General features: G+C 65.1%; 18 protein-coding genes and 1 pseudogene. 9 read left to right on the forward strand and 10 right to left on the reverse strand.

Going from position 1 to position 18,518, the window contains the following annotated elements; genetic code table 11:
- Positions 1-22: 22 nt before the first annotated feature.
- Both CK620_RS03485 and radC read right to left on the reverse strand, forming a co-directional pair.
- Entirely contained in the window at positions 23-673 is a 651-nt protein-coding gene (locus tag CK620_RS03485) for a Smr/MutS family protein (RefSeq protein WP_095549565.1), read from the reverse strand.
- Between the two features lie 113 nt (positions 674-786).
- Positions 787-1,476 carry a RadC family protein gene (radC, locus tag CK620_RS03490; RefSeq protein WP_095549566.1) on the reverse strand — a complete coding sequence of 230 codons (690 nt, stop codon included), beginning with the start codon at positions 1,474-1,476 and terminating at the stop codon, positions 787-789.
- A 57-nt stretch (positions 1,477-1,533) separates the two neighbouring features.
- Between radC and CK620_RS03495 the strand changes: the two genes are divergently transcribed.
- The 5 genes and pseudogenes from CK620_RS03495 to CK620_RS14225 all read left to right on the forward strand — a co-directional run.
- Complete coding sequence (locus tag CK620_RS03495; RefSeq protein ID WP_095543646.1) at positions 1,534-2,010, forward strand: FKBP-type peptidyl-prolyl cis-trans isomerase; 477 nt, start codon at positions 1,534-1,536, stop codon at positions 2,008-2,010.
- 1 nt (position 2,011) lies between these two features.
- Entirely contained in the window at positions 2,012-2,998 is a 987-nt protein-coding gene (ispH, locus tag CK620_RS03500) for a 4-hydroxy-3-methylbut-2-enyl diphosphate reductase (RefSeq protein ID WP_095543645.1), read from the forward strand.
- A 57-nt stretch (positions 2,999-3,055) separates the two neighbouring features.
- Positions 3,056-4,273 (forward strand): formate-dependent phosphoribosylglycinamide formyltransferase, encoded by a 1,218-nt coding sequence (gene purT, locus CK620_RS03505; RefSeq protein WP_095549151.1) that lies wholly within the window; start codon positions 3,056-3,058, stop codon positions 4,271-4,273.
- 122 nt (positions 4,274-4,395) lie between these two features.
- A complete protein-coding gene (locus tag CK620_RS03510) occupies positions 4,396-4,749 on the forward strand; it encodes a YgiW/YdeI family stress tolerance OB fold protein (RefSeq protein ID WP_095549152.1) in 354 nt (117 codons plus the stop codon).
- A gap of 155 nt (positions 4,750-4,904) precedes the next feature.
- Positions 4,905-5,065 (forward strand): annotated as a pseudogene (locus CK620_RS14225) (ABC transporter substrate-binding protein); the annotation flags it as partial.
- Positions 5,066-5,097: 32 nt separating this feature from the next.
- On the opposite strand, the gene CK620_RS03520 reads toward CK620_RS14225, so the two are convergent.
- From CK620_RS03520 to CK620_RS03530, 3 genes are all read right to left on the reverse strand, one after another.
- Positions 5,098-6,186 carry a hypothetical protein gene (locus CK620_RS03520; RefSeq protein ID WP_143325906.1) on the reverse strand — a complete coding sequence of 363 codons (1,089 nt, stop codon included), beginning with the start codon at positions 6,184-6,186 and terminating at the stop codon, positions 5,098-5,100.
- 121 nt (positions 6,187-6,307) lie between these two features.
- Positions 6,308-7,306, reverse strand: a complete 999-nt coding sequence (locus CK620_RS03525) for a Bug family tripartite tricarboxylate transporter substrate binding protein (RefSeq protein WP_095543625.1) — start codon at positions 7,304-7,306, stop codon at positions 6,308-6,310.
- A 30-nt stretch (positions 7,307-7,336) separates the two neighbouring features.
- On the reverse strand, positions 7,337-8,551 hold the full coding sequence (locus tag CK620_RS03530) for a CaiB/BaiF CoA transferase family protein (protein ID WP_095543626.1): 1,215 nt from the start codon (positions 8,549-8,551) through the stop codon (positions 7,337-7,339).
- A 132-nt stretch (positions 8,552-8,683) separates the two neighbouring features.
- Here CK620_RS03530 and CK620_RS03535 point away from each other — a divergent pair, with 132 nt between their 5' ends.
- Both CK620_RS03535 and clpB read left to right on the forward strand, forming a co-directional pair.
- The gene (locus tag CK620_RS03535; protein WP_095543636.1) at positions 8,684-9,649 is read left to right on the forward strand and encodes a LysR family transcriptional regulator; all 966 of its coding nucleotides are present in this window, start codon (positions 8,684-8,686) and stop codon (positions 9,647-9,649) included.
- A gap of 61 nt (positions 9,650-9,710) precedes the next feature.
- The gene (gene clpB / locus CK620_RS03540; protein ID WP_095549154.1) at positions 9,711-12,296 is read left to right on the forward strand and encodes an ATP-dependent chaperone ClpB; all 2,586 of its coding nucleotides are present in this window, start codon (positions 9,711-9,713) and stop codon (positions 12,294-12,296) included.
- Between the two features lie 104 nt (positions 12,297-12,400).
- On the opposite strand, the gene CK620_RS03545 is transcribed toward clpB, so the two are convergent.
- From CK620_RS03545 to CK620_RS03565, 5 genes are all read right to left on the reverse strand, one after another.
- Positions 12,401-13,060 carry a LysE family translocator gene (locus CK620_RS03545; RefSeq protein WP_095549155.1) on the reverse strand — a complete coding sequence of 220 codons (660 nt, stop codon included), beginning with the start codon at positions 13,058-13,060 and terminating at the stop codon, positions 12,401-12,403.
- 37 nt (positions 13,061-13,097) lie between these two features.
- Positions 13,098-14,138 (reverse strand): NAD(P)H-dependent glycerol-3-phosphate dehydrogenase, encoded by a 1,041-nt coding sequence (locus CK620_RS03550; RefSeq protein WP_095543637.1) that lies wholly within the window; start codon positions 14,136-14,138, stop codon positions 13,098-13,100.
- A 155-nt stretch (positions 14,139-14,293) separates the two neighbouring features.
- On the reverse strand, positions 14,294-14,764 hold the full coding sequence (gene secB, locus CK620_RS03555) for a protein-export chaperone SecB (RefSeq protein WP_095543638.1): 471 nt from the start codon (positions 14,762-14,764) through the stop codon (positions 14,294-14,296).
- A 118-nt stretch (positions 14,765-14,882) separates the two neighbouring features.
- On the reverse strand, positions 14,883-15,137 hold the full coding sequence (gene grxC / locus CK620_RS03560; protein WP_095543629.1) for a glutaredoxin 3: 255 nt from the start codon (positions 15,135-15,137) through the stop codon (positions 14,883-14,885).
- Between the two features lie 60 nt (positions 15,138-15,197).
- Positions 15,198-15,617, reverse strand: coding sequence for a rhodanese-like domain-containing protein (locus CK620_RS03565; RefSeq protein WP_095549156.1), 420 nt, complete (start codon positions 15,615-15,617; stop codon positions 15,198-15,200).
- Between the two features lie 525 nt (positions 15,618-16,142).
- On the opposite strand from CK620_RS03565, the gene gpmA reads away from it, so the two are divergent.
- Both gpmA and CK620_RS03575 read left to right on the forward strand, forming a co-directional pair.
- The gene (gene gpmA, locus CK620_RS03570; RefSeq protein WP_095543631.1) at positions 16,143-16,856 is read left to right on the forward strand and encodes a 2,3-diphosphoglycerate-dependent phosphoglycerate mutase; all 714 of its coding nucleotides are present in this window, start codon (positions 16,143-16,145) and stop codon (positions 16,854-16,856) included.
- A gap of 50 nt (positions 16,857-16,906) precedes the next feature.
- On the forward strand, positions 16,907-18,397 hold the full coding sequence (locus CK620_RS03575) for a S41 family peptidase (RefSeq protein WP_095549157.1): 1,491 nt from the start codon (positions 16,907-16,909) through the stop codon (positions 18,395-18,397).
- Positions 18,398-18,518 lie beyond the last annotated feature (121 nt).

Raw genomic sequence — 18,518 nt, forward strand, 5'->3', positions numbered from 1 at the left:
GTCAGCACCACTGGCTGCCACCTCAGGAGCTGCCGCGCCGCGCGCGGTCGAGCAGCACCACCACGGCGCCTGCGCCGCCTTCGCTGGCGCGGGCCTGAACGAAGGCCATGACCTCGCTTTTCTGCACCAGCCAGCGCTGCACCCGACTCTTGAGCACCGGGATGCGCCCGGGCGAGCCGTGGCCCTTGCCATGCACCACGCGCACGCAGCGCAGCCCTTGTCGATGCGCCTGGCGGATGAACTGGCCCAGCGCCTCGCGCGCCTCGTCAAGGCGCAGGCCGTGCAAATCCAACGTGGCCTGGATGCTCCAGTGCCCCAGGCGCAGCTTGCGCGCCACATCCGGCGCCACGCCGGGCTGGCGATAGCTCAGCGCCTCGTCGGTGTCCAGCAGCGAGGCGACGTCGAACTCATCGCTGAGCGATTCGAGCAGCGCGCGCTGTTCGTCGCGCTGCAGCTGCAGCGGCAGGGGTGGCGCAGGCGGCGGCGCCTGGTGCACGCGCGGTGCGTGCTTGAGCGGCTGCACCGCGCCGACGCTGTGACGGAACAGGTTGCGCTCGCGCTCGGCGGCTTCGCGGCGCTGCTGCTCGCGCAACGCCTGCTGTTGCGCGGCCTCGCGCTGCAGGCGCAGCAGGGCCGAGACTTGGCGCAGATCCGAGAGCGCATGCACGCTCAACGCTGCGCCCCGCGTTGGCTTGGGTGCGGCCTTCGGTGCCGCTTTTGCCGCTTGCACCGCCTGTGCTGTCGCTGCCGGGCTGCCCGCCGCGCCGGGCTTTTTGCCTTTGGCGCTCACAGCAGCCCCTGTTCGGTCAGCGACAGGCTCTGGCCCTGCGCGACGATGATGTGATCCAGCACCTGCACGTCCAGCAGCGCCAGCGCCTCGCGCACGCGCCGCGTGCTCTCGATGTCGGCGGCCGAGGGCGTGGGCGTGCCGCTGGGGTGGTTGTGCGCCAGGATCAGGCTGTGCGCATTGCACAGCAGCGCGCGCCGCGCGATCTCGCGCGGAAAGACGCTGGCGGCGCTCAGCGTGCCGTGGAACAGCTCCTCAAAAGCGATCAGCCGCAGCTGGCTGTCGAGAAACAGCACGGCAAAGACCTCCTGGGGCCGGTGCGCCAGCTGCGCCTGAAGGTATTGGCGCACAGCGGCGGGCGCTTGCAGCGCATCGCCCAGCGCCAGCTGCTGCGCCAGCGCGCGCCGCGCCAGCTCCATGATGGCCAGCAGCTCCGCTTGCTTGGCCGGCCCCAGGCCCTTGATGCGCTGCAGGTCTTCGCGCCGCGCCTGCAGCAGGCCGGCCAGGCCGCCCGCGCCCGTGGCCTGCGGCAGTTGCAGCAGGTCGCCGGCCAGCGCCAGCACGCCGCGCCCGGCCGTGCCGGTGCGCAGCACGATGGCCAGCAGCTCGGTGTCCGACAGCGCGGCCGCGCCCCGCGCCAGCAGCTTCTCGCGCGGGCGGGCCTCGGGCGGTACATCTTTGAAGGACATGGGCATGGCTCTAGAATCGCCCTGAGTGTATTCAAAGCCCATCGACGACTGCCAGCCATGCCGGCCTCTACCCCTTCTTCCAATGCGGGCGCCCCCCAGGTGCGGCCCGGCGCCTTTCTGACCCTGCATTACCGCCTGGCCGGGCCGCAGGGCGACATCATCAACACCTTTGACGGCCAGCCCTCGACGCTGACCCTGGGCTCGGGCGAGCTGTCGCCAGCGCTGGAGACGCGCCTGCTGGGCATGCAAGAGGGCGAGCGCGCCACCTATGAGCTGCCCGCTGGCGAGGCCTTTGGCGACAAGAATCCTCAAATGCAGCAATGGGTGGCGCGCAAATTGCTCGAAGAGTTGGGCGACCCAGACGAGGACTATCGCCTGGGCGATGTGGTGCAGTTCCCCACCCCCAGCGGCATGGGCAGCTATGCCGGCACGGTGTTGCAGGTGCGCGAGGATGGCGCTGTGCTGTTTGACTTCAATCACCCGTTGGCCGGCCAGCCCGTGACCTTCGAGGTGCTCTTGATCGGGGTGCTCTGACATGGGCGAGCAGCGCAGCATTGTGCTGGCCGAGCCGCGCGGCTTTTGCGCTGGCGTGGACCGCGCCATCGACATCGTCGAGCGAGCCCTGCAGAAGTTTGGCGCGCCCATCTACGTGCGCCATGAGATCGTGCACAACACGCACGTGGTCAACACCCTGCGCGAGAAGGGCGCGATCTTCATTGAGGACTTGGCCGAGGTGCCGCCGGGCGCGACGCTGGTGTTCAGCGCCCATGGCGTGAGCAAGGCCGTGCAGAACGAGGCGCGCGAGAGGGGCTTTCAGGTCTTCGATGCCACCTGCCCGCTGGTGACCAAGGTGCACGTCGAGGTCGCCAAGCTGGCCAGGGAAGGCTACGAATTCATCATGATCGGCCACAAGGGCCACCCCGAGGTCGAGGGCACCATGGGCCAGCTCAGCGAGGGCATCCACCTGGTCGAGGACGTGGCCGACGTGGCGCGCGTGCAGCCGGCGCAGACAGAGCGCCTGGCCGTGGTGACGCAAACCACGCTGTCGGTGGACGACGCCGCCGAGATCACTGCCGCCGTCAAGGCGCGCTTTCCGCAGATCCGCCAGCCCAAGCAGCAGGACATTTGCTATGCCACGCAAAACCGCCAGGATGCGGTCAAGCAGCTCAGCCGCCAGGTGGACGTGCTCATCGTCGTGGGCAGCCCCAGCAGCTCCAACAGCAACCGCCTGCGCGATCTGGCCGAAAAACTCGGCACGCCCGGCTACATGGTCGATGACGCCAGCGAGATCCGCCCCGAATGGCTGCAAGGCAAGCACACCGTGGGCCTGACGGCCGGCGCCTCCGCGCCCGAGCTGCTGGTGCAGGGCGTGATCGAGCGCCTGCGCCAGCTGGGCATCATCGCCGTGCGCAAGATGGACGGCGTGCAGGAGACCATGCGCTTTCCGCTGCCCAAGGGCTTGAAGCTGGATGCCGCCGAGGCAACCGCTGCGCCCGCCGCATCCGCTGCGCCGCGCGGCTGAGCACCGCGACCATCGCCTCCACACCCCGCACGCAGCCTCACGACAAGGACATCCGTCATGGACACACTGGGTACCCCCAACACCCCGCATGCCACCCGCGTCATGCTGCTGGGCAGCGGTGAGCTGGGCAAGGAAGTTGTCATCGAGCTGCAGCGCCTGGGCGTCGAAACCATCGCTGTGGATCGCTACGACGGCGCGCCCGCACAGCAGGTGGCGCACCACGCGCACACCATCGCCATGAGCGACGCGGCTGCGTTGCGCGCGCTGATCGAAGCGCAAAAGCCCCAGCTGGTCGTGCCCGAGATCGAGGCCATCGCCACCGCCGAGCTCGAACGCCTGGAGGCCGAAGGCCTGGTGCGCGTCATCCCCACGGCGCGCGCCGCGCGCCTGACCATGGACCGCGAAGGCATCCGCCGCCTGGCCGCCGAAACCCTGGGCCTGCCCACCAGCGCCTACCGCTTCTGCGATTCGCTGCCTGCCCTGCAGGCCGCCATCGACGGCGCGGACGGCCAGCCGCCCATTGGCTACCCCTGCATCGTCAAGCCCGTCATGAGCAGCTCCGGCAAGGGCCAGAGCAAGATCGACGGCCCGCAGGACGTGGCCGCTGCCTGGGACTGCGCCATGACCGGCGGGCGCGTTGGCCATGGCCGCGTCATCGTCGAAGGCTTCATTGACTTCGACTACGAAATCACCCAGCTGACCGTGCGCGCACAAGGCAGCGACGGCCAGGTGCAGACGCACTTTTGCGAACCCATTGGCCACATCCAGCGCAACGGCGACTACGTCGAAAGCTGGCAGCCGCACCCCATGCAGGCCGCGGCGCGCCAGCGGGCGCGGCACATTGCCAAAACCATCACCGACGAGCTGGGCGGGCTGGGCCTGTTTGGCGTCGAGCTGTTTGTCAAGGGCGAGCAGGTCTGGTTCAGCGAAGTCAGCCCCAGGCCGCACGACACCGGCATGGTCACCATGACCACGCAGCGCCAAAGCGAATTCGAGCTGCACGCGAGGGCCATCCTCGGCTTGCCGGTGGACACGGCGCTGCAATCGCCCGGCGCCAGCGCCGTGATCTACGGCGGCGTGGACGCCGCAGGCCTGGTCTTCGACGGCGTGGCCCAGGCCCTGGCCGTGCCGCAAACCAGCCTGCGCCTGTTCGGCAAGCCCGAGGGCTTTGCCAAGCGCCGCATGGGCGTGGCCCTGGCCTGGCACGACGATCTGGACACGGCCCGCCAACACGCCAAACAGGCTGCCGCACAAGTCAGGCCGCGCCAGCCCTGAAGCGGTTGCCGTTCGTTGATTCATCCCGTGTTTAAGCCGCGCTGGCTATGCTGGCGGCCAAGCCTGTGGCCAACGCATGCCATTGGGCTGAACCTTATCCAAACTTGAAAGGGATTGATCTCATGAAAAAAACTGCTTCCGCCCTGATGCTGACAGCCGCCGTGTTGGTCACTCCGGCCCTGGCCCAATACGCCGGCCCCGGCGTGCAGCCCGCAGCCACCAGTGTGCAGGCCATTCTGGACAAGCCTGTGGACGATCAGCACGTCACACTGCGCGGCAAAATCGTGCGCCAGGTCAAGAGCGACGAATACATCTTCTCCGACGGCAAGGCCGAAATCCGGGTGGAGATCGACCAGCACCTGCTGCCAGCCACACCATTCGATGCCAGCACCGTCGTGGAAATCATTGGCGAGGTGGAAAAAGACACCCTGCAAGCGCCGGAAATCGACGTGCGCTCGCTGCGCATCGTGAAGTAAGAATCCCTGTGCGACGACAACGGCCAGGCCTGTATTTGCAGGCCTGGCCGTTGTCGCATGGGGGCAGCGATAAAGAAAGGCGCTGCACAAATTGCAGCGCTGTGTGCATCTGCGAATTCGGATGGTCCTGCGGTAACCGCAAACCTTTGCAATGCCGCCGCGACTGCCGCATGATGCACGGCATGTATTTGTTCGAGGTCAAGAAGCCCAGCGAATCCCGCGCACCGTGGGACTACTACAAGCTGCTGGCCACACCATCCCTGGCGACAAGGCCTTTTTGCCGCTGGCCGATTCGCAGTGCCCATTGCTCAAGCAGTGGGCGAACAGGCGGCCAGGCCTTGGGCGTCGTCAGCCCTGGGCTGGCGGCGCACACAGCCAGCGGCTGGTCTGGGGGGCGTAGTCGGCCGGTCGCATGCGCCGCGTCATGCGCTGTGCGGCGGCCGTGTCCGCAGGCGCTGGCAACAGGGCGCAACGCGCCGCTGCCAGGGCTTGCGGATCGTGCGGCCCGCTCAGCGGCATGCTGCCCAAGGCCTTGCACTGGGCGGTATCGGCCGGCGGCAGGGCCCTGGCCTGGGTGGCGACGTCCAGCCACTGGGAGTAATCGCCCTGTTCGATGGCCAGCCCTGGGTCGCTGGCCCGCACCGCAGCCAGCAGCCCGCCGTCCTGCACGATGGCCTGGGCATGTTTGCGCAACTGCGCCATCAGCATCGCCAGCCAAGCTTGGTCCTGGCCGCTGTGTTGCGCCGGGCTGCTGCCTACGCGCTCCCAGTCGGCGAGCAGCTCGGGCGCTGCTTGCGCAATGGCTTGGCGGGCAGCGGCCTCATGCCCCGAGGCCTTGAGCTGTGCCTTGAGCACGATCGGCGTCAGCGCAAATGCCTCGCCCGTGAGCACATTGAAGCCAAAGGCCGATTGCGCATCCAGCCAAGATTGCAGCATCTCCAGCGTGCTGGCGACCTCCAAAGCCTGCTGGTGCGCCGGGCTGCGCCACGTGGCCTGCAGGGCCTGACGTTCGCTGGGCGGGGTGTGCCTCCAGGCCCACAAGTGGCCTGGCATTTGCAGGCGGTACAGGGCCGGCTGCATGCCCGGGCCCATGCGCTCGCGCAATGCCTCCGCATCGGCCTGCAGCGCGCTGTACGCCGCAGGCTCCCAGACGATGCTGCCATCGCGTAAGGCGGCGCTGGCCGCGCAGCGATCCAGCAATGCGGCCCGATAGGCATTTTCGTAGGTCAGCAACAGCAGCTTGTAGCGCTGGTAAGGGCTGGACTCGGACATCTGGGCCTGCACCAGCGCGATCTCATCGGCTGTCAGCGGCGCGGGCTTGGCAGGGGCGGCGGGTCGCTCCTGGGCGTGCACAGGGGCACACACGGCGGAGCCCAGCAGGGCAGCAAGGGCAGCGCTACAGGCCAGAAAGTGCAATGGACGAGAGGAGGAAGGCATGGGCGAATCCTTTCTTGTGGCAGGCGCTCGCCATTGTGCCTGTCAGGCAGGGGGTGGCAATACACACAGCTTTGACTGGGCTGCAAAGAAGGTGGATGCAGCCCCCAAAACTTGTTCGCGCTCAAGCAGCGCTGATGCCTTTTTCCTTGACGATGGCGCTCCAGCGGGCGAAGTCTTTTTTCAGGCGCTCGTGCATCTGTTTGCCGTCTTGAAAGGATGCGATGGCGCCCACGGACAGCAGTTTTTGCCGCAGCTCTTCGTCCTGGCGCACGATCTGACTGGTTTCGCCAGCAATCCGGTCGATGATGGCCTGGGGGGTGCCCAAGGGGGCAATCAGGCCGCCCCAGGAGTCGAAGTCGAATCCTGGGAAGCCCTGCTCGGAGATGGTGCCCGTGCCTGGCAGCAGCGCCTTGGCATTGGGGGAGCTCAGGGCGATGGCCTTGAGCTTGCCGTTGCGGATGTACTGCAGGGCGGCAACCACATCGGCAAACATGATCCCGACCTGGCCGCCCAGCAAGTCGGCCACGGCCGGAGCGCTGCCGCGGTAGGGCACGTGCATCAGCTCGAATTGGCCCATGCCTTTGAGCTGCTCCATGGCCAGGTGCCCAAAGCTGCCCGTGCCTGCGCTGGTGAAGCTCAGCGGCTGCTTGCTGGCCTTGATGAAGCGGATCAAGCCGGGCAGATCGTCCACGCCCTCAATGACTGCCGGGTTGATGATGATGGCCATGGGCAAGTCGTAGATGGCAGCCACGGCAGCAAAATCCCGCGTCACATCGTATGCGTCGTTCTTGTACATCAGCGGGGCCAGCAATGCAGGCATGCCGAACATGGACAGGTGGTGGCCATCGGCCGGGCTTTTGATGAGCGCGGTGGTGCCGATCGAGCCCGACGCGCCGGGCTTGTTCTCGATGATGATCTGTTGGCTCAGGCGCTCGCCCAGCTTGTGCGCCATGATGCGGGCAACCGTGTCGGTCGGGCCGCCGGCAGGGAAGGCCACGATGATCTTGATGATCTTGCTGGGCCAGGCCGTTTGCGCCAGGCTGCCATGGGCCCAGCCGAACATTGGGGCGATGGCGCCCCAGGCCAGCAATTGACGGCGACGAATGGATGAGGGGTGCATGCGATGTCTCCTTATTGGTCAATATGGGTGTCAAACGACACCGTTTTCCCGCAGTGCGGCCAGGGCCGATGCGTCCAGCTTGAGCAACTCCTGCAGCACGCTGTCGGTGTGCTCGCCCAGGTGCGGGGGTGGGTGGCGCACAGGTGCGCGCTGACCGTCCATGGCATAGGGCGGTGCCAGCACAGCCTGCATGCCGGCTTCGGGGTCTTCGTAGTGGTGCAGAAGACCGGCTTGGGCCGTACGTTCCGACTGCAGCGCTTGCAGCATGCCCAGTACCTCGCCACACGGGATCTCGGCCCGTGTCAGCCGCTGCAACAATTCGGCACGCGTGAAGCTGCGCAATGCCTGACAGATTTGTGGCAGCAGCAGTTCGCGATGGGCTGAGCGGCCCGTATTGGTGGCAAAGCGAGCATCGCTGGCCCATTCCGGGCGCTGGATCACATCCTGGCAAAAGCGCTGGAATTGCCCGTTGTTGCCCACGGTGATGACCAATGGGCCATCGGCGGCTTCGAACACCCCGTAGGGCACGATGGACGGATGGGAGTTGCCGAACTTTGGTGGGTCGCTGCCCCTGAGCAAGGCCTCCATGCCGTAGTAGGAGGTGATCATCAGGCCGCAGTCGTACAGCGCCATTTGCACGTGACGCCCCTGACCGTTGGATTGGCGGGCGTACAAGGCTGCCAAAATGGCTTGCGCGGAATACATGCCCGTGAACATGTCCACGGCCGCCACACCGAATTTCAACGGGCCCTGGCCATGTTCACCATTGGTGGCCATGACCCCGGCCTCACCCTGGACCACCAGGTCGTAGCCGGGGCGCTGGGCATCGGGCGTGAAGCGCGCATAGCCCGAGATGGAGCAGTACACCAGCCGTGGATTCAGGGTCTTGAGCTGCTCATAGCCCAGGCCCAGCTTTTCGGCGCCGCCGACCTTGAAATTCTGAATCACGACGTCGCAACGCGCAGCCAGATCCCTGGCGATCTGCGCACCTTGCGGGCTTTGCAGATTCAGGGTGATGGAGCGTTTGTTGCGGTTGAAGCAGTTGAAGTAAGAGGTGTTGTGCGTGCCGATGCGTACGCCCCAATCGCGGGTGTCGTCGCCTCGCGCCGGATGCTCGACCTTGATCACGTCTGCCCCTAGATCGGCCAGGGCCATTGCGCACATGGGCCCAGCCAGTACACGGGACAGGTCAAGTACCTGAACTCCTGCCAGGGGCAGCGCAGCTGGGGGAAGGCTTGCAGGCATGTGGTTTTGTCTCCATCGGCAGCGGCCCTTTGATCAATGGGGCCTTCTTGTGATGGAGGCCATTGTTGACTAGGTACTCAATCTTGACAATTGCAATTAATATTCAACAGATTGATTAACTTGAGGTTGACAATGGACTTAAACGGGCTGAGCTTGCTGGTGGACATCATTGATAGTGGCAACCTCAGCCGCGCGGCGCGCAAGCTGGGCATGAGCCGTGCCAACATCAGTAAGCGGTTGAACCATTTCGAGAAAAGCTTGGGGGTTGAGCTGCTCAAGCGCAGCACGCGCCAACTTGAGGCCACGGCGCTCGGGCGGCAGTTGTACGCCCATGGCAAGAAGATCCGCCATGAACTGATGGCGGCTGAAGAGTCATTGCAGAGCCTGGGCAAGGACTTGGGTGGTACGGTGCGCCTGAGCGTGCCCATTGGCTACGGTCAACACACTATGGCGACGTGGCTGATGGAGTTCATGCGCTTGTATCCACAGGTGACCTTAGAGGTGATTTTTGACAACGCCATTGAGGATCTGATCAAAGGGGCGGTGGATTTTTCGATCCGCGTCATGGGCGATGCCCCCAGCAACCTGGTGGCGCATAACCTGGGTGCTGTGGAGTATGTAGCTTGTGCGGCCCCTGACTTGTTGAAAGGCCAAGACGCTGTGCGGACGCTGTCGCAGCTGCGGCGTTTGCCACTGATTACTTCGGAGCTGACAGGCGAAAAGCTCAAGCTGGCGGGTCAGAGTGAGAGCATTCGCACACGCTTGATGTCGGCAAATTTTTTCTTTTTGCGTGATGCTGTCCTGCAAGGCCTGGGGGCTGGTTTGGTGCCTGTGTACATGGTGGCTAGCGAAATCTCGTCTGGCCAGTTGTACCAATTGCCCATACCTCAGCGGGATCTGGACTTTTTGCGTTCAAACCTGTATTTGCTGCATCTGCCATCGCGCTATCAGACCAAAACCCAGAAGACGCTGATTGAGTTCCTGTGCCGTAAGGCACAGGCCGTTGCCGCTGTGCAGAAAGCCTCTCCAGCAAGAGGCAAAAATGCACGAGCCCTTATTGGTAAACCGCATGGCAAAAAGCCTGTTGCTCCCTCTTGAATGCCCGCTGGGCCAACCTTATGTGCGATGCAGTAAACACCATTGCAGAGGGATTTTCGACATGCGATTCGACAAACTCACCACCAAATTCCAGGAAGCGCTGGGCGATGCGCAGTCGCTGGCTTTGGGCAACGACCATGCCTACATCCAGCCCGAGCATTTGCTGGCGGCCATGCTGCGCCAGGAGGACGGCCCCAAGTCGCTTTTGCAGCGCGCGGGCGTGAACACGGCGCGGCTGGCGCAAGAGGCAGAGGCGGCCATCAAACGCCTGCCGCAGGTGCAAGGCCAGGAGCAGGTGCAGCCCAGCCCCGATCTGATGAAGCTGTTGCAGGCCACGGAGAAGGAGGCCATCAAGCGCGGCGACCAGTTCATCCCCAGCGAGATGTTCCTGCTGGCGCTGGCCGACGCCAAAGGCGAGGCCGCGCGCATCGCCAAGGAAAGTGGCCTGAGCCGCAAGAGCCTGGAAACCGCCATCGACGCCGTGCGCGGCGGGCAGACCATGGACAGCGCCGAGGGCGAAAGCCAGCGCGAGGCCCTGAAAAAATACACGCTGGACCTGACCGAGCGCGCCGCCCAAGGCAAGCTCGACCCGGTGATTGGCCGTGACGACGAGATCCGCCGCGCCATCCAGGTGCTGCAACGGCGCAGCAAGAACAACCCGGTGCTCATTGGCGAGCCGGGCGTGGGCAAGACCGCCATCGTCGAAGGGCTGGCGCAGCGCATCGTCGCCGGCGAAGTGCCCGACACGCTCAAGGACAAGCGCGTGCTGGTGCTGGACATGGCTGGCCTGCTGGCCGGGGCCAAGTACCGTGGCGAGTTCGAGGAGCGCCTCAAATCCGTGCTGAAAGAAGTGGCGCAGGACGAGGGCCGCATCATCCTGTTCATCGACGAAATCCACACCATGGTGGGTGCGGGCAAGGCCGAGGGCGCGATGGACGCGGGCAACATGCTCAAGCCCGCGCTCTCGCGCGGTGAGCTGCACTGCATTGGCGCGACCACGCTGGACGAGTACCGCAAGTACATCGAGAAAGACGCGGCGCTGGAGCGGCGCTTCCAGAAAGTGCTGGTGGAAGAGCCGACGGTGGAAGCCACCATCGCCATCCTGCGCGGCCTGCAAGAAAAGTACGAGGTGCACCACGGCGTGGACATCACCGACCCGGCCATCGTGGCCGCGGCCGAGCTCTCCGCGCGCTACATCACCGACCGCTTCCTGCCCGACAAGGCGATTGACCTGATCGACGAGGCCGCGGCCAAGATCAAGATCGAGATCGACTCCAAGCCCGAGGCCATGGACAAGCTCGACCGCCGCATCATCCAGCTCAAGATCGAGCGCGAGGCCATGAAGAAGGAAACCGACGAGGCTTCCAAAAAGCGCCTGCAACTCATCGAGGACGACCTGGCCAAGCTGGAAAAGGAATACGCCGACCTGGAAGAGATCTGGAAAAGCGAGAAAGCCAGCGCCCAGGGCGGCGAGCAACTGCGCAAGGAGATCGACCAGATCAAGTTCCAGATCGAGGAATTCACCCGCAAGGGCGACTTCAACCAGGTGGCCGAGCTGCAATACGGCAAGCTGCCTGCGCTGGAAAAGCAGTTGAAGGATGCCCAGGCCAGCGAGGGCGCGCGCGAGAAAACCGCGCCGCAATTGCTGCGCACCCAAGTGGGTGCGGAGGAGATTGCCGAAGTCGTCAGCCGCGCCACCGGCATCCCCGTCAGCAAGATGATGCAGGGCGAGCGCGAGAAGCTGCTGCACATGGAAGATGCGCTGCACCAGCGCGTGGTGGGCCAGAACGAGGCCGTCGATGCCGTGGCCGACGCCATCCGCCGCTCGCGCTCGGGTCTCTCCGACCCCAACCGGCCGCTGGGCAGCTTTTTGTTCCTCGGCCCCACGGGCGTGGGCAAGACCGAGCTGAGCAAGGCGCTGGCGGGCTTTCTGTTCGACAGCGAAGACCACCTCATCCGCATCGACATGAGCGAGTTCATGGAGAAGCACTCCGTGGCCCGGCTCATCGGCGCGCCGCCCGGCTATGTGGGCTATGACGAGGGCGGGTATCTCACCGAAGCCGTGCGCCGCAAGCCCTACAGCGTGGTGCTGCTCGACGAGGTGGAAAAAGCCCACCCGGACGTGTTCAACGTGCTGCTGCAAGTGCTGGACGACGGCCGCCTGACCGACGGCCAGGGCCGCACCGTGGACTTCAAGAACACCGTCATCATCATGACCAGCAACATCGGCTCGCACCGCATCCAGGAGATGGCGGGCAAGCCGTATGAAGAGGTCAAGGACGCGGTGTGGGAGGAGCTGAAAAACCACTTCCGCCCCGAATTCCTCAACCGCATCGACGAGACGGTGGTCTTCCACGGCCTGGATGCCAAGCACATTGGCGAGATCGCCAAGATCCAACTGGCCACGCTGCAAAAGCGGCTGGAGAAGATGGAGCTGCACCTGCAAGTCTCGGACGCGGCCCTGGCCGAGCTGGCCAAGGTCGGCTTCGACCCGGTGTTCGGCGCGCGGCCCCTCAAGCGGGCGATCCAGCAGCGCATCGAAAACCCGCTGTCCAAGGCGCTGCTGCAAGGGCAGTTCCCGCCCAAGAGCACGATCGAGGTCAGCGTCGATCCGATCAAGGCGCCGGGGGTGTTTGAGTTTCGGTAAGCGCCTGCCTTGATGGGTCTGCACACACGCCGCTCTGGTGAAAACCAGGTCGGCGTGTTGTGTTTTGAACTATTGCGCTGACGCGATGGCAGACGAACACACGCTCACTGCACCTGCGCAATCAGCAGGCGCAGCGCCAGGGCGGCGAAGACGATGCTGGCGCTGCGGTTGAGCACGCGCTGCATGCGCGCCGAGCGCTGCAGAGCCTGGCCAAAGCTGCCGGAGAAAAAGGCGATGGAGCCAAACACGAGTAGCGTGCTCAAGGCAAACACCGCGCCCAGCACCACGACTTGCGCAGCCACAGGCCCGCGCGCCGGATGGGCGAACTGTGGCAGAAAGGCCAGAAAGAACAGCAGCACCTTGGGATTGCTCAGGTTCATCACCAGGCCCCGGCCAATGCGGCGCAGGGCCTGACGCAGGTTTGGCCTTGGGGCGATCTGGGGTGCCTGTGGCGCTGCATCGGGTGTGCGCGCTGCCACGGGCGCATGCCAGGCGCCCCAGGCCAGCCAGAGCAGGTAAGCCGCGCCCAGCAGCTTGAGCAGCGTCAGCAGCTGAGGCGAGGCGGCCAGCAGCGCGGCCAAGCCCATGGCCACAGCCAGGGTGTGCAGGCACACGCCCAGGCATAGCCCCAGCACCACCAGCAAGCCGGTGCGCCAGCCGTGCTGGATGGATTGCATCAGTACAAACAGGTTGTCTGGGCCGGGGCTGAGGGCCAGCAGCACAGTCAGGCCGAAGAACTGCAGCAGGGTGTCGAGGCTGGGCATGGGCTCAGGGAAGTGTGGCTGGTTGCGTGGCCGGCTCTCATGGCGTGATGTCTTCGTGGCCGGCCTCGGCAGCCGGGTCGCGCCGCAGCAGGCTTTGCACGGCGTGCGCGGCTTGCTCCTGGCCATCGAGCAGGCGCACCACGGCCTCGCTGATGGGCATGTGCACCCCCAGCTGCGCGGCGCGCGCCACGACCGCCTGGGCGCAATGCACGCCTTCGGCCACATGGCCCAGTGTGGTGAGGATGTCCGGCAGGCGCTGGCCCTGTGCGAGCAGCAGCCCGACCTTGCGGTTGCGCGACAGATTGCCGGTGGCGGTGAGCACCAGATCGCCCATGCCGGACAGGCCCGTGAAGGTGGCCGCGCGCGCGCCCATGGCCACGCCCAGGCGCGTCATCTCGGCCAGGCCGCGCGTGATCAGGGCCGCACGGGCGTTCAGGCCCAGCTCCAGGCCGTCGCAAATGCCCGTGGCGATGGCCAACACGTTCTTGACCGCGCCGCCGACCTCCACGCCCACCAGGTCGTCATTGCTGTACAGGCGCAGCGCATGGGCATGGAAGGCCTGCATCAGAGTTTGGCGCACAGCCTGATGGGCCGAGGCCGCGACCAGGGCCGTGGGTTGGCCGCGCGCCACCTCCTGCGCGAAGCTGGGGCCGCTGAGCGCGCCGCACAGCGCTTGCGGCAGGATGCGCTGTTGCAGCTCATGCGGCAACTGGCCGTGCCAGGCTTGCTGTGGCGTGGGGGCAAAGCCTTTGCACAGCCAGACCAGTGGGGTATCTGCACGGAGGCTGGGTGCGAGCTGGCCCAGCATGGCCTGCATCGCGGCCACTGGGGTGCCCAGTATGACCAGCTGCGCCTGAGCGACCTCCGCTTGCAGCGCCTGCTCGCCGCTGGCAACGCGCAACGCTGGCGGCAGTGCGACGCCCGGCAGGTATCGCTCATTGCTGCCTTGCTCGCGCAGCTGCGCGGCCTGGGCCGCATCGCGCAGCCATAGGCTGACAGCATGGCCTGCCGGGTGCCGGGCCGCAGCCAGGGCCATTGCCGTGCCCCAGGCACCGCCGCCGATGATCAGAATGCGCAAAGCCTGTGTGTCAAGCATGCTGTCTCTCCTTCCCCTGTGCATTGGCAGCCTGCGCGGATGGCCGCAAAAAAGGGGCCCTGAAAGGCCCCTGTTTGGTGGCATGTCACAGGCATGCCAGTGTGCTAGCGCGCCGCGCCGAGACTTTGAACAGGCTCTTACTGCACGGGGGCCGGGTTGCCGCCGTTGGAGGCGGCCGCCTGCTGTGCCTGTTGCTCGTACATGGCCTGGAAGTTGATTTCAGCCAGATGCACGGGCGGGAAGCCGGCGCGGTTGATCAGATCGGCAATATTGCCGCGCAGATAGGGATAGACGATTTGCGGGCAGGCCACGCCGACCACGGCGCCCATTTGTTCTTGCGGGATGTTGCGGATCTCGAAGATGCCCGCTTGCTTGGCCTCGACCAGGAACAGCGTCTTGTCGTTGACCTTGGTGTGCACCGTGCCTGTGACGACGATCTCGAAGATGCCTTCGTCGATGTTGTTGGCGGCCACGGCCAGCTGGATGTCCACGTTGGGCTGGGCCTGCTCCAGCAGGATGGCGGGCGAATTGGGCTGCTCCAGCGACAAGTCTTTGAGGTAGACGCGCTGGATCTGGAACACGGGTTGGTTGTTGGTTTCTTCAGCCATGCTGGGCTCTTTCAATATGGATCTGTGCAATCGGAAAAGGCAAGGCGCTGTGGCCCCGCCTGGCGCCAAGGCCCGCGCATTATGCAGGCAATTGGCGCAGCTCCTGGGAGAGGGTATCTCAGCCCAGCAGCGGCACCAGCTGGCCTTGAGCGTCCAGCGCGGCCAGGTCGTCGTAGCCGCCCACGTGGGTGCTGCCGATGTAGATTTGCGGCACGGTGCGGCGGCCGGTGCGCTCCATCATTTGCGTGCGCAGGCCAGGGTCCAGATCGACGCGGATCTCCTCGATGGCTTGCACGCCGCGTGCCTTGAGCAGCTGCTTGGCGCGCAGGCAGTAGGGGCAGACGGCCGTGGTGTACATGGTGACGGTTTGCATAGGGCGATGAATGACGTGTGAGCGGATCGGTGCAGGGAAGGGATCGGCGGCAAGCAAGGCTTAACCCGCCTTGGCGCCGGTGGCCAGTGGCAGGCCGGCATCGCGCCAGGCCTTGGTGCCGCCAGCGATGACGAAACCATTTTCATAGCCGAGCTTTTTGGCCTGCAGCAGTGCGCGCTGGGCGCGTGGGCCGCTGGCACAGATAAACAGCACGGGCGCGGCCTTGTTCTTCACGGCCTGCGGCAGCTGCTGCTCCAGCGCGTCCCCGGTAATGTGCTTGGCGCCTTTGACGTGGCCGCTGGCGTATTCGTCGCTGCTGCGCACGTCGATCACCACGGCCTTTTCGGCATTCATTTTTTGCACGGCCTGCGCCGGTGTGATGCTGGCAGTGCCCTGGCGGGCCAGGGCGGGCAGAAACAGCATGGCGCCGGAGCCAATGGCCAGCACGAACAAATACCAGTTATCCAGGAAAAAACTCACGACAACAACTCGTCAAAAAACAGCTCGCCGCGCCGTTGCCAGCTGGGCGATCAGGGGCAGGAAAAATACAAAAGCGCGCATTCTAGGGGTTGTTGAGATTGAGTGTTGCGGCGGTGTTTTCGGTCAAAACCCGCATCTGCTGCGCTGAGAGCGCTGGCAAGGTGTCCAGGCCTTGTGTGCGTTTTCGCCTTGCGCCTTGCATCTGCGGCTGTTGACTCGAGAAACCGCTTCGCAAACCCGATCTCAACAACCCCAGAGCGTGTTGTGCACTTTTCGCCTCCCGCGCTGGCCCCAAAACCGTGCAGCCGCAATGCCCTGCGGTGTGCTGTTCAGCAGTAGTCGTTGCGGGGCAAGCACGATTGGGCAACAGGTTTTAAAATGACGGGCTTTTTGTTTTGCTGGTGCGCTGGCGTTGCCCAATCGTTTGACCCCTAGCGTTCAGATGCTTGCAGATGGCCTGCGGACGGCACACCAGCATGGCAGAGTTTTCCCCTCCCCCTGTAGCTTCCCTGTAGCCCTTGCCCCATGCACAAGCTCGTACTGATCCGCCACGGCGAATCCACCTGGAATCTTGAAAACCGCTTCACCGGCTGGACCGACGTGGAGCTGACGGCCACCGGCATTGCCCAGGCCCAGGAGGCTGGGCGCCGTTTGCAGGCAGCGGGTCTGGAATTCGACAAGGCCTACACCAGCGTGCTCAAGCGCGCCATCCACACGCTCTGGCATTGCCTGGATGCCATGGATGCGACTTGGTTGCCGGTAGAAAAATCCTGGCGTCTGAACGAGCGCCACTACGGCGGCCTGCAGGGGCTGAACAAGGCCGACATGGCCAAGCAATACGGCGATGAGCAGGTACTGATCTGGCGCCGCAGCTACGACACGCCGCCGCCGCCGCTGGAAGCGGGCGATGCGCGCAGCGAGCGCGGTGACCGCCGCTACAGCGCGCTGGCGCCCGAGCAGATCCCTCTGACCGAGTGCCTCAAGGACACGGTGGCGCGCGTGCTGCCGTACTGGGAGTCGCATATCGCGCCGGACATCCGCGCCGGCAAGCGCTTGGTGATTGCTGCGCATGGCAACTCGTTGCGCGCGCTGGTCAAGTACCTGGATGGCATCTCGGATGCGGATATCGTCTCGCTCAACATCCCCAACGGCACGCCGCTGGTTTATGAGCTCGATGAACAGCTCAAGCCACTGCGGCGCTATTACCTGGAGCCCTCGGGCGAGAAGCCCCTGCAGTGAACGCCGCAGGCCGTGGGGCTTGAGAAGAGCAAATTCTGGAAATCGGTGTTATGAGACAAAAAATGCAAACCGCAGCGTGGGTGGGCGTCGGGATACTCACCGGCGCGCTGGCCACTTTCTCGCTGCAGCCGCTGGCGCGCAATGCCGTGGCGCCGCTGCCGTTGGAGGAAATCCAGCAACTGGCGGCCGTGTATGGCCTGATCAAGACGGACTATGTCGAGCCGGTCGATGACAAGAAGCTCATCACCGATGCCATCTCCGGCATGGTGGCCAGCCTGGATCCGCACTCGCAGTATTTCGACAAATCCAGCTTCAAGGAATTTCGCGAAGGCACGACCGGCCGCTTCGTGGGCGTGGGCATTGAAATCTCGCAGGAAGACGGACTGATCCGCATCGTCTCGCCCATCGAGGGCTCGCCGGCCGACCGTGCCGGCTTGATGACCAATGACCTGATCACCAAGATCGACGATACCGCTGTCAAGGGCCTGAGCCTGACAGAGGCTGTCAAGCGCATGCGCGGCGAGCCCAACACCCAGGTGGTGCTGACCATCTTCCGCAAGGACGAAAGCCGCAGCTTCACCGTCACCATCACCCGCGAGGAGATCAAGACGCGCTCGGTCAAGGGCGAGATCGTCGAGCCGGGCTATGCCTGGCTGCGCCTGTCGCAGTTCCAGGATCGCACCGTGGACGACTTCGTCAACAAGCTCGCCGAGCTCTACGCCAAGGAGCCCCAGCTCAAGGGCCTGGTGCTGGATCTGCGCAACGACCCGGGCGGCCTGCTCGACGCGGCCATCGCCGTCTCGGCCGCCTTCTTGCCGCCGGATGTGACCGTGGTCACCACCAACGGCCAGCTGGCCGAGAGCAAGGCCACCTTCACCACCAGCCCGGCCGATTACATGCCCCGGCGCTTCCCCATCGGCGGCAACGACCCGCTCAAGCGCCTGCCCGCAGGCGTGAAGAAAGTGCCGCTGGTGGTGTTGGTCAACGAAGGCTCGGCCTCGGCCAGCGAGATCGTCGCCGGCGCGCTGCAGGACCACAAGCGCGCCACCATCATGGGCAGCCAGACCTTTGGCAAGGGTTCGGTGCAGACCGTGCGCCAGCTCGGCCCGGACTCGGGCATCAAGCTCACCACCGCGCTGTACTACACGCCGCTGGGCCGCTCCATCCAGGCCAAGGGCATTGCGCCGGACATCGAGCTGGATGAGACCGCCGAGGGCAGCCCCTACGCCTCGCTGCGCGTGCGCGAGGCCGATCTGCACAAGCACTTGGGCAACGACGACGATCCGGAAGAATCCGTACGCAAGGAAAAAGAGCGTGAGCAGGCCCTCAAGCGCCTGGAGAAAGAAACCCAGGACAACGACGGCAAGCCCCTGCGCCGCCTGCCGCAATTTGGCTCGCCTGAGGACTTCCAGCTGCAGCAGGCCATCAACCAGCTCAAGGGCCTGCCGGTCAAGGTGGCCCAGCGTGACGCGGGCGATGCCGCGCCTGGGAAGCAGGCTGCGACAGCAGCGCCAGAGCAGGCCAAATCCCAATCCAAATAAGGGCCTGTCAGGGCATTGAGCACAATGCCCGAGCGCAAGGCCTGAGCAAAAGGCCCGCCGCGCGGCATGAAAAACAGCGGCCCATGGCGCAAAGCCATGGGCCGCTGTTGCGTTGGTGCGG

Source organism: Vandammella animalimorsus, assembly GCF_002285285.1.
GTDB lineage: Bacteria > Pseudomonadota > Gammaproteobacteria > Burkholderiales > Burkholderiaceae_C > Lampropedia > Lampropedia animalimorsus.

Coding starts and splice junctions, on each gene's coding strand:
- CK620_RS03535 (WP_095543636.1), top strand. CDS start 8,684: ATGGACTTAAACGGGCTGAGCTTGCTGGTGGACATCATTGATAGTGGC.
- clpB (WP_095549154.1), top strand. CDS start 9,711: ATGCGATTCGACAAACTCACCACCAAATTCCAGGAAGCGCTGGGCGAT.
- secB (WP_095543638.1), bottom strand. CDS start 14,764: ATGGCTGAAGAAACCAACAACCAACCCGTGTTCCAGATCCAGCGCGTC.
- radC (WP_095549566.1), bottom strand. CDS start 1,476: ATGTCCTTCAAAGATGTACCGCCCGAGGCCCGCCCGCGCGAGAAGCTG.
- grxC (WP_095543629.1), bottom strand. CDS start 15,137: ATGCAAACCGTCACCATGTACACCACGGCCGTCTGCCCCTACTGCCTG.
- CK620_RS03495 (WP_095543646.1), top strand. CDS start 1,534: ATGCCGGCCTCTACCCCTTCTTCCAATGCGGGCGCCCCCCAGGTGCGG.
- CK620_RS03525 (WP_095543625.1), bottom strand. CDS start 7,306: ATGCACCCCTCATCCATTCGTCGCCGTCAATTGCTGGCCTGGGGCGCC.
- CK620_RS03510 (WP_095549152.1), top strand. CDS start 4,396: ATGAAAAAAACTGCTTCCGCCCTGATGCTGACAGCCGCCGTGTTGGTC.
- CK620_RS03520 (WP_143325906.1), bottom strand. CDS start 6,186: ATGCCTTCCTCCTCTCGTCCATTGCACTTTCTGGCCTGTAGCGCTGCC.
- CK620_RS03545 (WP_095549155.1), bottom strand. CDS start 13,060: ATGCCCAGCCTCGACACCCTGCTGCAGTTCTTCGGCCTGACTGTGCTG.
- purT (WP_095549151.1), top strand. CDS start 3,056: ATGGACACACTGGGTACCCCCAACACCCCGCATGCCACCCGCGTCATG.
- CK620_RS03530 (WP_095543626.1), bottom strand. CDS start 8,551: ATGCCTGCAAGCCTTCCCCCAGCTGCGCTGCCCCTGGCAGGAGTTCAG.
- ispH (WP_095543645.1), top strand. CDS start 2,012: ATGGGCGAGCAGCGCAGCATTGTGCTGGCCGAGCCGCGCGGCTTTTGC.
- CK620_RS03575 (WP_095549157.1), top strand. CDS start 16,907: ATGAGACAAAAAATGCAAACCGCAGCGTGGGTGGGCGTCGGGATACTC.
- gpmA (WP_095543631.1), top strand. CDS start 16,143: ATGCACAAGCTCGTACTGATCCGCCACGGCGAATCCACCTGGAATCTT.